Annotated in this window: 9 protein-coding genes and 1 pseudogene; 3 read left to right on the top strand and 7 right to left on the bottom strand. The window is 68.8% G+C overall.

Going from position 1 to position 12,257, the window contains the following annotated elements; all coding sequences use genetic code 11:
* Nucleotides 1–4 precede the first annotated feature (4 nt).
* On the bottom strand, nt 5–475 hold the full coding sequence (gene rimP / locus M3T53_RS04705; protein ID WP_442866925.1) for a ribosome maturation factor RimP: 471 nt from the start codon (nt 473–475) through the stop codon (nt 5–7).
* Between the two features lie 82 nt (nt 476–557).
* Here rimP and M3T53_RS04700 point away from each other — a divergent pair, with 82 nt between their 5' ends.
* Nucleotides 558–1,631 carry a hypothetical protein gene (locus M3T53_RS04700; protein WP_272433320.1) on the top strand — a complete coding sequence of 358 codons (1,074 nt, stop codon included), beginning with the start codon at nt 558–560 and terminating at the stop codon, nt 1,629–1,631.
* A gap of 192 nt (nt 1,632–1,823) precedes the next feature.
* Here M3T53_RS04700 and M3T53_RS04695 read toward each other — a convergent pair whose 3' ends face one another.
* The 4 genes and pseudogenes from M3T53_RS04695 to M3T53_RS04680 all read right to left on the bottom strand — a co-directional run.
* Nucleotides 1,824–2,882: a 3-isopropylmalate dehydrogenase gene (locus M3T53_RS04695; RefSeq protein ID WP_272433319.1), complete on the bottom strand. Its 1,059-nt coding sequence runs from the start codon at nt 2,880–2,882 to the stop codon at nt 1,824–1,826.
* A 142-nt stretch (nt 2,883–3,024) separates the two neighbouring features.
* On the bottom strand, nt 3,025–4,050 hold the full coding sequence (gene ilvC, locus M3T53_RS04690) for a ketol-acid reductoisomerase (RefSeq protein WP_272433318.1): 1,026 nt from the start codon (nt 4,048–4,050) through the stop codon (nt 3,025–3,027).
* 2 nt (nt 4,051–4,052) lie between these two features.
* Nucleotides 4,053–4,565 carry an acetolactate synthase small subunit gene (gene ilvN, locus M3T53_RS04685; RefSeq protein ID WP_272433317.1) on the bottom strand — a complete coding sequence of 171 codons (513 nt, stop codon included), beginning with the start codon at nt 4,563–4,565 and terminating at the stop codon, nt 4,053–4,055.
* Nucleotides 4,566–4,567: 2 nt separating this feature from the next.
* Nucleotides 4,568–6,334, bottom strand: a pseudogene (locus M3T53_RS04680) (acetolactate synthase large subunit); the annotation flags it as partial.
* 375 nt (nt 6,335–6,709) lie between these two features.
* Between M3T53_RS04680 and M3T53_RS04675 the strand changes: the two are divergent.
* Nucleotides 6,710–8,305 (top strand): aspartate:alanine exchanger family transporter, encoded by a 1,596-nt coding sequence (locus M3T53_RS04675; RefSeq protein WP_272433316.1) that lies wholly within the window; start codon nt 6,710–6,712, stop codon nt 8,303–8,305.
* 72 nt (nt 8,306–8,377) lie between these two features.
* On the opposite strand, the gene M3T53_RS04670 is transcribed toward M3T53_RS04675, so the two are convergent.
* Nucleotides 8,378–9,733: a threonine/serine ThrE exporter family protein gene (locus M3T53_RS04670; RefSeq protein WP_272433315.1), complete on the bottom strand. Its 1,356-nt coding sequence runs from the start codon at nt 9,731–9,733 to the stop codon at nt 8,378–8,380.
* A gap of 260 nt (nt 9,734–9,993) precedes the next feature.
* On the opposite strand from M3T53_RS04670, the gene M3T53_RS04665 reads away from it, so the two are divergent.
* Complete coding sequence (locus M3T53_RS04665; protein ID WP_272433314.1) at nt 9,994–11,229, top strand: AGE family epimerase/isomerase; 1,236 nt, start codon at nt 9,994–9,996, stop codon at nt 11,227–11,229.
* Between the two features lie 630 nt (nt 11,230–11,859).
* Here M3T53_RS04665 and M3T53_RS04660 read toward each other — a convergent pair.
* Nucleotides 11,860–12,063 carry an antitoxin gene (locus tag M3T53_RS04660; RefSeq protein WP_272433313.1) on the bottom strand — a complete coding sequence of 68 codons (204 nt, stop codon included), beginning with the start codon at nt 12,061–12,063 and terminating at the stop codon, nt 11,860–11,862.
* Nucleotides 12,064–12,257: the final 194 nt, after the last annotated feature.

Here is a 12,257-nt window from a genome sequence, read left to right as displayed (position 1 = left end):
GTCCTCAGTCCTCCGAACCGAATTCGACGCGCGCCCGCGCCTTCCTGATCTGCGAGTAGGCGACCGTCATCGCCTGCCCGTCGACGTCGAGCGTCGCCGCTTCGTCGTCGGCGCCGGTCACGCGCCCGGTGACGACGACCCCGTCGCGGGTCTTGACGCGCGCGAGCCTGCCGACCTGCCTGCGCCAGTGCCGCGGCTCAACGAGCTCCCGCTCGGCGCCGGGCGTCGAGACCTCGAGGAGGTACTCGGAGTCGATGGGGTCGGCCTCGTCCATCTTCTTCGAGACCGCTCGGGACACGTCGGCGAGCGAGTCGGAGTCGATCCCGTCGGCCCCCTCGGGCGCCTCGACGGTGACGCGCACGAGGGGCGAGCTCCCCTGGCGGATCACGACCACGCTGTCGAGGTCGAGTCCGCAGGCCCTCACCGTCGGTTCGAGCAGGACGCGCAGCTCGTCTGAAGGCTGGTGGGTGGGCACGGGACCTCCTGTATGAACGCGGGTGAGCGACACGGCATCGGACCCCCATGGTACCCGCCGAACGCCGTGGGATGATGCGCGGGTGCCCTACCTCTCCCCCAGCGCCCGTCCGCGCCGCGCCCTCCTTTGGGCCTCGGTCCTGCCCGTCGCCTCGCTGCTGCTCGGCTCCTGCTCGGCCTTGCCCGATCCCCTGACGCCGGCGCAGCGGCTGCCGGCGCTGTCGGGGGCGGCGGCCGTGCGCGATCGCGCCGCGCGGACGGAGGACGCGACGGCCAGTCGGGCCGCGAGGCTGCGCGCCGACGTCGACGAGTCCGCGTGCATCGGGTGCGCGGCGGCCCTCGACGCCGTGGCCTCCGGCTCACAGGAGCGAGTGGAGGCCCTCGGGGGGATGTGGGATCCGTGGCCGCAAGGGCCGCCCGACGGGGTCGAGCCGCCCGCCCCCTCCGCCGATGCGCCGATGGGGGTCGGCGCTTTTGTCTCGTGGCTGGTGGACTCCGCCGAACGGGATCTGGACCGCGCGGCGGACCCCGCCGTGCTGGAAGGGGATCAGGCGAGGGTTCTGGCCCTGGTCGCGCTGAGCCGCTACGAGTCGGCCCTCGTCCTCGCCGACGCCTACGGGCTCCCCCTGGGGTCCGGCGAAGACGACGTCCGGGCCGCGGTCGCGCGCCAGGCGGCGGTCGCGCTCGCCGACCCGGCCGTCGACACGTGGGGGCTGGAGGCGCTGGCCTCGGGCGGAGGGGCTCTTCTCCCCGCGGTCGACTACGAGCAGGACGCGTCGACCCCCTCGTCGGAGCACCTGTCGGCCGCGATCGGCGTGTGGGACTGCGTCGCCCAGTCGCTGCCCAGGGCCGAGGTCGTCGACGAGGAGGTGGCGGGGGCGGTGACGACCGCGGACCTGCTCCTGCGGCGCGTGGACGACGCCTTGAGCTCGGGGGCGGCGGACACCCGGGTTCTGCGCTGCTCGCCGCCGGCCGCGACGGCCGCGGGCCTGGCCGCCGCGCTGATCGACGCCGACCTGTCCCTGCTGGACTCGGATTCCCGCGCGGTGAGGCTGACCGGGGTCCACGCGGCCCTCGACGACGTCCGGCGCTGGCGCGGCTCGGTGGATCTCGGGGCCGCGCTCGCCCCGGTCGGGGCCGCCCAGTCGGGATCGTGACGCGAGGGGACGACGGCACGGCGCCGGCCTCTCCTCTTCGCTGGTTCTTCGGCGAGCCCCGCGGACCCGGATCGCCGACGGCGACCTTCCCGGGCCCGGCGAAGCCCCTGACGCCCCCGCGGGCCGGGGCCGCCCACTGGGGACGGGGCTTCCTGGCGGCCCGTGTCGCGCCCGCCGGCCGGGATCCGTTCGTCAGCTCAGGCGGGCCGCGATCGAGTCGCCGATCTGCGACGTCGAACGCGTCAGCGGCCTGCCCTCCCGGGCCGCCCGGGCGCGTTCGGCCATGTCCGCCTCGATGGCGGCGGTGACGGCCCTCGCCCGGTCCGCCATGCCGAGGTGGTCGAGCATGAGGGCGACGGAGGCGATGGTCGCCGTGGGGTCGGCGACGCCGCGTCCCGCGATGTCGGGGGCGGACCCGTGGACCGGCTCGAACATCGAGGGGAACGCCCCGTCGGGGTTGATGTTGCCCGACGCCGATAGGCCGATGCCGCCGGTGACGGCCCCCGCCTCGTCGGTGAGGATGTCGCCGAAGAGGTTGTCGGTGACGATGACGTCGAACCGGGCGGGGTCGGTGACCAGGTAGATCGTCGCCGCGTCGATGTGGCAGTAGTCGACCTCGACCTGCGGGTGCTCGGCGCCGACCTCGTCGACGATGCGCCGCCACAGGTGCCCGGCGTTGACGAGGACGTTGTGCTTGTGGACGAGGGTCAGCCGGTGGGCGGGGCGGGCCGCCGCCTGGGCGAAGGCGTAGCGGACGACTCGCTCGACGCCGTAGGCGGTGTTGACGCTGACCTCGGTGGCGATCTCGTGGGGGGTGCCGGTGCGGACGCTGCCGCCGTTGCCGCAGTAGAGGCCCTCGGTGCCCTCGCGGACGACGACGAAGTCGATGTCGCCGGGGTCGGCGAGGGGCGTGGGGACGCCCTCGTAGTACTTCGAGGGGCGCAGGTTGACGTAGTGGTCGAGCGCGAAGCGGAGTGCGAGGAGCAGACCGCGCTCGAGGACGCCGGAGGGGACGGAGGGGTCGCCGACCGCGCCGAGCAGGATCGCGTCATGGCCCTTGATGGCCTCGAGGTCCTCCTCGGTGAGGGTCTCGCCGGTGCGGTGCCACCGGTCGGCGCCCAGGTCGTAGGCGGTGGCGTCGAGGGAGACGCCGGTTCCGGCGAGGGCCGCGTCGAGGACTTTGAATCCTTCGGGGACGATCTCCTTGCCGATGCCGTCGCCGGGGATCACTGCCAGGTCGAGTGTCGTCATGCTGCGAGACTACGGCCGTCTCCGCAGACAAGACGAACCATCTCGGCTAACGGGCACGCGGACGCGGGTGGCGGAAAGCCCCGCCCCGGCCCGAGTCGGGCGAGGACGGGGCCTGCGATCGCGGACGCGAGGCCTGTGCCGGTCAGCGGGCGGCGGAGCCGTCCGTGTAGTCGGCGTCGACCGACGTCCACCCGAAGGCGGCGCGCAGCTTCTGGCCGGTCTTCTCGATCGGGTGGGACTCGTTCTCCATGCGCAGCGCCTTGAACTCCAGGCCGCCGTTGTCCTGATCGGCGATGAAGCGGCGGGCGAACGTCCCGTCCTGGATGTCCGCGAGGACCTCCTTCATCGCCTCCTTGACCTGCGGGCCGATGACCCGCGGCCCGGACACGTAGTCGCCGTACTCGGCGGTGTCGGAGCAGGACCAGCGCTGCTTCGTCAGACCGCCCTCGTTGATGAGGTCGACGATGAGCTTGAGCTCGTGGCAGACCTCGAAGTACGCCATCTCCGGCTTGTACCCGGCCTCGACGAGCGTCTCGAAACCGTACTGGATGAGCTTCGACACTCCACCGCACAGGACCGCCTGCTCGCCGAAGAGATCCGTCTCGGTCTCCTCGGTGAACGTCGTCTCGATGACGCCGGCGCGGGTCGCGCCGATCCCCTTCGCGTAGGACAGGGCGAGGTCGAGGGCCCGGCCGGAGGCGTCCTGCTCGACGCACACGAGCGCGGGGACGCCCCTCCCCTCCTCGAACTGGCGGCGCACCGTGTGCCCCGGGCCCTTCGGCGCGACCATGCAGACGTCGTGGCCGGCCTCGGGGGCGATGTACCCGTAGCGGATGTTGAATCCGTGGGAGAAGAAGAGCGCGGCGTCCTCCTTGAGGTTCGGCGCGATCTGCTCGGAGTAGACGTGGCGCTGGACCTGATCGGGCACGAGGATCATGACGACGTCGCCGGCCGCGACGGCCTCGGGAACGTCCTTGACGGTCAGGCCCGCGGCCTCGGCCTTCTCCCACGACGACGACCCGGGCCGCAGGCCGACGACGACCTCGACCCCGGAGTCCTTGAGGTTGAGGGCGTGGGCGTGGCCCTGAGACCCGTAGCCGATGATGGCGACGGTCTTCGACTCGATGAGCGCCAGGTCCGCGCCGTCGTCGTAGATGATCTCTGCCATGGTCATTTCTCCTTCAATTGATCCGTGATCGAGCGCGGGCCGCGGCCAATGGCCACGGCGCCCGACTGGACGATCTCTGTCACCCCGTAGGGCTCGAGGGCCCGCAGGAGCGCTTCCAACTTGGGCAACGAGCCGATGGACTCGATGACGACGGATTCGGGCTGGACGTCGACGACGTGGGCGCGGAACAGGTCGACGACCTGGAGCACCCCCGTTCGACGCTGCTCATCGGCCTGGACCTTGATGAGGAGCAGGCGCCGCTCGACCGAGTCGTCGGGTTCGAGCTCGACGACCTTGAGCACGTTGATGAGCTTGTTGAGCTGCTTGGTGACCTGCTCGAGGGGCCGCTCGTCGGCCTCGACGATGATCGTCATGCGGGAGATCTCGGGATGCTCGGTCTCCCCCACGGCGAGGGACGTGATGTTGAACGCGCGCCGGGCGAAGAGCGCGGCGACCCGGGTGAGGACGCCCGGCTTGTTCTCGACGAGCACGGCGAGGGTGTGCAGCGCGGCCATGGTCAGTCCTCCACTTCCCAGTCGGGCGCCATGCCCTTGGCATAGCGGATCTCATCGTTCGACACCCCGGCGGCGACCATCGGCCACACCATCGACTCGGGGGACACCCGGAAGTCGAGGAGCACCGGGCGGTCGTTGATCGACATCGCCCAGTCGATGGCCTCGTCGACCTCGTCGATCGACCGGACGGTGCGCGAGGCCGCCCCGTAGGCCCGGGCGAGCATCTCGAAATCGGGCACCTGGTCGCCATCGACGGGGTTGAGCGTCGTGTTCGAGTAGCGCTTGGAGTAGAACAGCGACTGCCATTGGCGCACCATGCCGAGCACCGAGTTGTTGATGAGGGCGATCTTGATCGGGATGTCGTTGATCCGGCAGGTCGCCAACTCCTGGTTCGTCATCTGGAAGGAACCGTCGCCGTCGATAGCCCACACGACTGCGTCGGGCGCGCCGACCTTGGCCCCCATCGCCGCCGGCACGCAGTAGCCCATCGTGCCCAGGCCGCACGAGGAGATGAAGTGGCGGGGGTACTCGTAGTCGACGAACTGCGCGGCCCACATCTGGTGCTGACCGACCCCGGTGACGTAGACAGCGTCGGGTCCGACGCGCGCGGACAGGCGGGAGATCACGTCCTGGGGGGCCATCATCCCGTCCTCCGGCTGGGTCCAGCCCATCGGGTACCGGTCGGAGAGCCGGTCGAGGTAGCGCCACCACCCGGACAGGTCGGGGGCGTCCCCGGTGACGAGGATCCCGGCGATCTCGTCGTTGAGGGCGGGCAGGGCTTCGGCGAGGTCGCCGACGATCGGGACGTCGGCGACGCGGTTCTTCGAGATCTCGGCGGCGTCGATGTCGATATGGACGACGCGGGCGCGGGGCGCGAAGGAGTCGAGCCTGCCGGTGACCCGGTCGTCGAAGCGCGCTCCCAGGCAGATCAGCAGGTCGGCGCGTTGGAGGGCTCCGACGGCGGGGACCGTCCCGTGCATGCCGGGCATCCCCAGGTTGTGCCGGTCGGAGTCGGGGAAGGCGCCGCGCGCGGTGAGGGTCGTGACGACGGGGGCGTCGGTCAGCTCGACGAGGCGGGCGAGGTCGGCGCTAACGTTCGCCCGGATGGCGCCGCCGCCGACGTAGAGGACCGGGGCCTGGGCCTCGAGGATCGCCCGCGCCGCAGCGCGCACCTGCTTCCGGTTCGGCTTGGCGGGCATGCGGTAGCCCGGCAGATCGAGGGTGGGCGGCCAGGAGAAAGTCATCTCGGAGCCCTGCGCGGACTTCGTGATGTCGACGAGGACGGGGCCGGGGCGGCCCGTGGTCGCGATGTGGAAGGCCTCGGCGATCCGCGAGGGGATCTCCTGCGGGTCGGTGACGAGGAAGGCGTGCTTCGTCAGGGGCATGGAGGCGCCGACGATGTCGGCCTCCTGGAAGGCGTCGGTGCCAATGAGGGAGGCGCCGACCTGTCCGGAGATGACGACCATGGGGACGGAGTCCATGTTGGCGTCGGCCAGGGCCGTGAGGATATTCGTCGCCCCCGGTCCGGAGGTGACGATGGCGACGCCGACTCTGCCGGTGGCCAGAGCGTATCCTTCGGCGGCGTGCCCGGCTCCCTGCTCGTGACGCACGAGGATATGGCGCAGGGAGGAGTTCATCAGCGGGTCGTAGGTGTGCAGGATCGCCCCGCCGGGCATGCCGAAGACGTCGGTGACGCCCAGCGCTTCCAGGCTGGCGACAATCGCCTGGGCTCCAGTCATCGTCTGCGGGTGTGAAGTGGTGTTCACCGTTTCTCCTCTCGGTGTCGAGGGTCGTGTCGCATGAAAAAGCCCCCTCCGCGTGTCAGCGGCCGGGGACGAGGCGTGCGATCCACCCTTCGTTCACGAGGTAGGAGTCGCACGCCTCGGTACGATGACCGAGACGAGGATCCCCATGACGTGAATGTTGAGCACGTCTCAACCGTAGGCCGTAGGAGGGTCCGGGCAGTCCTCATCTCATACTTCGGGACCTGGTGCTCCGGGCGCGCCGAGGGCGCCGGATGCGAGCGCTCATCGGCGGCGCCGTATCCGCCGGCGGATCTAGGACGTTCGATAGGAAGTCGTCGGCGCGGAGCTGAGATACTGGGGCGTCTTTCATCCACATCGAATGAACTGGAGCCCACGACTGTGTCCACAGTATTCGAGCTGTTGGCCGAACAGCCCGTCCTCTTCCTCTTCCTCCTCATCGGATTCGGAATGGCGTTCGGCCACGTCAAGATCAAAGGCGTGGGCCTGGGGGCCGCAGCCGTCCTCTTCCTGGCGATCGTCCTCGCCGCCTGGGCCCAGGCCTACGGCATCGAGCTGCGGGTGACCCCCCAGCTCGGCACTCTCGGTTTGACGCTCTTCACCTTCGCCATCGGCATCAACTCCGGCGCCTCGTTCTTCCACAACCTCAAGACCGCTATCGGCCCGATCCTGACGATGGTCGCCCTGTACGCGGTCGCGGCCGGCGTCGGCCTGTTCGCCGGCAAGGCGATGGGGATGGACATCCCGCTGATCGCGGGTACTTTCGCCGGCGCCCTGACGAACACCCCCGCGCTGGCGGCGGCCGGGGACGCCTCCGGCGCCCTCGATCGGGCGACGGTCGGCTACTCCATCGCCTACCTGTTCGGCGTCATCGGGATGCTCATCGCGGCCATGGCCGCCCTGTCCTACGGCAAGAACGACACCGACCTGCCCTCGCCCCTGGCGAATCGCACGATCCGCGTCGAGCGCGACGACCACCCCTTCGTCGGAGACATCTACGAGAAGCTCGGCGCCAAAGTGACCTTCTCCCGCCTGCGCCGCGGGGAGACCGGGCCGATCACCCGCCCCTCGATGTCGGACACCCTCGACCCGGGGGATCTCGTGACGGTCGTCGGCCCGCGCGAGCTCGTGGCCCGGGCGGCCACGGAGCTCGGCCACGCCTCGTCCCACTCCCTCATGCAGGACCGCTCGTACCTCGATTTCCGTCGCATGACGATCTCCAACCCCAAGATCGCGGGCCGGACCGTGGGCAGCCTCGGGATGGCCAAGGAGTTCTCGGCGACGATCTCGCGCGTGCGCCGAGGCGATGTCGATATGGTGGCCGAGCCCGGCCTGGTCCTCCAGCAAGGCGACCGGGTCCGCGTCGTCGCCCCGGCGTCGAAGATGGCGTCGATCACGAAGTTCTTCGGGGATTCGGCGCGCGGCCTGTCCGACCTCAATCCGATCGCGCTGGGCCTGGGAATGGCCCTCGGCATCGCCATCGGCGAGCTGCCGATCCTCACGCCGTCGGGCGATTACTTCTCGATCGGGTCCGCCGCCGGTACGCTCGTCGTCGGCCTCGTGTTCGGCCGCATCGGGCGCATCGGCCCGGTTGTCACGGCCCTGCCGTTCACGGCCTGCCAGGTGCTCTCCGAGTTCGGCCTGCTCGTGTTCCTCGCTCAGGCAGGGGCCAATGCCGGCGGTCAGATCGCCAACGCCTTCACCTCCGGCGACTGGATCAAGATCGGGATCCTCGGTTTCATCATCACGACGATCATGGCGATCGGCCTGTACTGCACGATGCGATGGGTCTTCTCAATGGGCGGCACTCAGCTGTCGGGCCTCCTGGGCGGCTCGCAGACGCAGCCGGCAGTCCTCGCGTTCGCGAACGGCCGGACGAATTCCGATCCGCGCGTGTCGCTGGGCTACGCCCTCGTCTACCCGGTGGCGATGGTCGGCAAGATTATCGTCGCCACGGTCCTCGGAGGCCTGTCGTAGCCTCATCCGGCTGTGATGCACTGGGGGGGCGGCACCGCGATCGGTGCCGCCCCCCTTCGCGCGTCTCGCGCGTCAATCGAGCTCCCACAGGTTAGGGACCGTGGACGGGGCCTCCATCAACCAGTTCTTGTCGGTGAGCATACGGGCCAGGGACAGGCCGATGCCGATGGCGACGATCGTGAAGAGGACGGTTGACAGGGCCGCGAGGGCCTCGAGTGTCTGCCCGTTGTTGAGGTAGGTCAGCGAACGGTAGAGCGGCACTCCGGGGATCATGATGACGACCGCGGGCACCGACAGGGTGACGCGCGAAAAACGGGTGCGGTTGGCGACGAAGTCGGCGAGGAGCCCCGCTCCCAGGGCGGCCAGGCCGACGGCCGCAGGGTTCATCATCCCGGCGAAGCCGACCAGGGCGAGGCGGGAGGTGTTGATGACGGCGCCGATGCACGCACCGGCGGCGCAGACTTTCGGCGGCGAGTTGAAGAGCATGGCGAAACCGTAGGCCGCGACGAAGCTCGTGATCGCCCGGAGGAGGTACAGGAGCCAGGGGGCGAGGTGGTATTCGTATTGCGGCGTCACGGACCAGTGGAACACCGCGGACACGGCCCACGTCGCGACACCCGCGGAGACGACGAGCATCGCGACGTAGACGATGCGTCCGAGTCCGCCGAGGTAGTCCTGTCGAACCAGGTCGATGAGCCCGGTGACGAGGGGGAACCCGGGGACGAGGAAGAGGAGGGCGGAGATGAAGCCCGCCTGGTGGGTGGGCTCCAGGCCGAGGAACTGCTGGGCCGGGGCGATGAGGAGGATGTAGATCAGGGCGGCGAGGGCGCCGCACGACATCCACACGCCGAAGTGGTTCATGCGGCGATGGAGCATCTGCCGGCGCAGGGCTTGGCCGAAGAACGCGGCGACGGCGACGGCGGAGCATTCGACCCAGCCGCCGGAGTTGAGGAACGAAAACGCCGCGCACGCCAGTCCTGAGGCCGCGGCATTGGGGAACCAGTCGTAGAGCGGACCGATCGCGTCGATCGCGTCGAGCTCGTCGTCGACCTGTTCGACCTGCACGGACGTGCCCTTGATGGAGGCGACGTAGTTGACGATCCGGTCGATCTTATCGGCGTTGACGCCCATGGCGCGCTGCTCGGCGAGCTCGGTGCGGAACGTCCCGTTGGCGTAGGCGGTGGCGATGATCTCGGTGTAGGTGACCTGGGCGTGGTGCTCGGCGATCCCCACGGCTCGGGCAGTGTCGGCCATCGCCGCTTTGACCCGGTAGGCGCTGGCTCCGCATGACAAGAGCATCTGCCCCAGTCGGAGGACGACGCGGGACTGGTGGGCCAGTCGATCGTGGGCGTCGACCCGTTCGGACCGGATTTTCTCCGATGGCGGCTGGTGCGTGTGAGGGAGGGGCGGTTCACTGTTGTCGAGCATGGCCCCTAGTGTTCCACTCGCGCAGGCGGGTGGATCGAGACGTACGTCTGATACGGGGTGTCTGATCGGCTACTCCCCTCCCCGTTGAATCGGGCCGGTGCACTCGGGTCGGCGGGGATGCCGAGACGGTGCTCGCAGTCGCTACGATGGCGCCGAGAGGCGATGCCGATGCGCGACGCCTACGGCGACGGAGCCGGAGCCCGCCCGCATCCTCGGGCGGCGCCGACGCCCGTGAGAGAGCGACGGATCGAAGGAGAGAGATGACGAAGCCCATGTCCAGGTCCGAGGAGATGCTCGACGAGGCGCGGAGTCTCCTCGATTTCGCGCGCGGATCCCGCGTCCCCCACGGCTTCGGCTGGCTCAACGACCGGGGAGGCATCGACGAATCCCGGGGCGTTCCCCTGTGGATCACGGGGAGGATGACGCACTGCTTCTGCTTGGGCGCGCTGCTCGGGCACCCGGGCAGCGCCGCCCTCGCCGAGCACGGCGTCTCCCGGCTCCTCGACGGACCCCTGCGCTCCACGGGGGATGGCGGGTGGTTCTCGGCGGTCGAGGCCGATGGCTCGGTCCGTCCGGGGGCCCGGGTGTCCTACGACCATTCCTTCGTCGTCTTGGCCGCGTCCTCGGGCGTCATCGCGGGGATCCCGCGGGCCGACGAGCTGCTCTCGGAGGCCCTCTCCTCGTTCGAGGCGCTGTGGTGGGATGACGCGGAGGGGCTGGTCGTCGATGCGCGCGACCCGGATTCGCTGGAGGTGGATCCTTATCGGGGTGTCAATGCGAACATGCATTGGGTCGAGGCGCTGATCGCGGCGTGGTCGGCGACCGGTGAGATCGCGCATGTGGAGAAGGCCCGGCGCATCTGCGAGCGGGTACTCGGCTGGTTCCTCGAGTTCGATTTGCGTCTTCCGGAGCATTTCGACGAGACGTGGCGGCCGTTGCTCGAGTACAACCGCGAGAATCCCGCCGATCAGTTCCGCCCGTTCGGTTCGACGCCGGGGCATTGGCTCGAGTGGTCGCGGCTGATGCTCGAGGTGCACGATGCGTGCGCGACGGCGGGAATCTCCTGCGATGATCGTTTGGCGGGCCTGGCGCCGGCGGTGTATCGGCGGGCGTTGATGGAGGGGTGGGGTGTGGATGGGTTGCCGGGCTTTGTCTACACCGTGGATTTTGAGGGGCGTCCTGTTGTTGGTCAGCGGATGTATTGGGTGTTGGCTGAGGGGATCTGCGCGGCGCGGACTTTGGAGGTCGCGACCGGGGACGGTTCTTACGCGTGCGATGTCGACGTGTTCTGGGGGTGGGCGAAGGAGTTTCTCATCGAGGCTCCCGGGCAGTGGCGCGAGGAGCTGGATGCGTTGAATCGTCCTGATGATGCGACGTGGTCGGGCAAGCCGGATATTTATCATGCGTTGCAGGCGTGTCTTATCGGTTCTGTGCCGTTGTGCGCGTGTTTTGCAGTGGGGATCCGTGAGAGTTCTGTGACCCTTCCCGTCGGTTGATCCCCGGATAAACACCCCCACCCAGTGTTTTTTGGGTGGGGTGTTTGTATTGCCGGGTGTTGATGCTGGTGTTGATGCTGGTGTTGGCGTCTTGGGGTGATTGGCTGTCCCTGGTGTGTTGGGTTGGTGGTCGGGGTGTTCGTTCCCGTTGTAGGCGGGACCTCGCCTTCTGGTCTCTATCGTGCCCCTGCTCTCGCCCGTATCCCCCCCGTGCTTTCCTTCGAAAACGAGTATTTCCCCGCGTATACACGCCGGTTTTTTCGTTTTCCGGGGAAGCGAAGCGTCACCCGACCACGTACGCGCGGGCGGGGAATGGAACAGCGCGGACGCAAGTCGCAGGAAGCATCGGCGGGACATAGCAGGGCATGCAGTCGCCAGGAGTCTCGAATTGAGGCGAGCGAGTCCGGGTCGAACCGCGCGTGCGCGATGAATCGAACCGCAGGTGCAGGCGAAAGAAGTGGCTTCAATGGGTGGGCGCCGAACCCCAGTATTAGAAGAGAACTTTCTTGCGGCGCTTCCTGTCGCAAGCCCGCTCAAGGCGTTTTCCAGCAAGGGGGGTGTGGGCCGCCCATTTGGGTGGCCCACACCTGCGTATCCGATTGGTATTCAGTCGTTGCGCATGTCGTCGTCTTATTCGCCGACGCGTTCATCGACGGCGTCACGGGCGGTATCGACCGTGGAGTCGAAGCGCCCTCCCGTTGCTTTCTTCACGGCTTTGGACGCTCGGTCGAGCAGCTCATCGGATTTCGCCTCATCGGCGAGCGTCGTTCGCACGAGATCCTCGGCCTTCGCCCGGATTCCCTCAGTCTGGTTCTTGATGTCATCGATTCCCATGAGCCGCCCTTTCCAACGGTGTTGTGGTCCTCTTCATGGTAATCGTCGAGCTGAGAAGACAACGCACGCTGCATTCGATCGCCGCGAAGCGGCCATGGGGCCCGCATCCGTGCCTGTTTCGAGGAAGTGTTGGAACAGCAGAACGGAACGGCACTGCGATCACGCATCCCCAACAACCGGACACCGCCGATGAT

It is taken from the genome of Actinomyces sp. B33, from assembly GCF_028437565.1.
Taxonomy (GTDB): Bacteria; Actinomycetota; Actinomycetes; order Actinomycetales; family Actinomycetaceae; genus Pauljensenia.
The sequence above is the reverse complement of the archived record's forward strand: the minus strand, read 5'-3'. Positions and strand labels throughout refer to the sequence as shown.

Coding starts and splice junctions, on each gene's coding strand:
- M3T53_RS04695 (WP_272433319.1), bottom strand. CDS start 2,882: ATGACGACACTCGACCTGGCAGTGATCCCCGGCGACGGCATCGGCAAG.
- ilvC (WP_272433318.1), bottom strand. CDS start 4,050: ATGGCAGAGATCATCTACGACGACGGCGCGGACCTGGCGCTCATCGAG.
- ilvN (WP_272433317.1), bottom strand. CDS start 4,565: ATGGCCGCGCTGCACACCCTCGCCGTGCTCGTCGAGAACAAGCCGGGC.
- M3T53_RS04670 (WP_272433315.1), bottom strand. CDS start 9,733: ATGCTCGACAACAGTGAACCGCCCCTCCCTCACACGCACCAGCCGCCA.
- M3T53_RS04665 (WP_272433314.1), top strand. CDS start 9,994: ATGACGAAGCCCATGTCCAGGTCCGAGGAGATGCTCGACGAGGCGCGG.
- M3T53_RS04660 (WP_272433313.1), bottom strand. CDS start 12,063: ATGGGAATCGATGACATCAAGAACCAGACTGAGGGAATCCGGGCGAAG.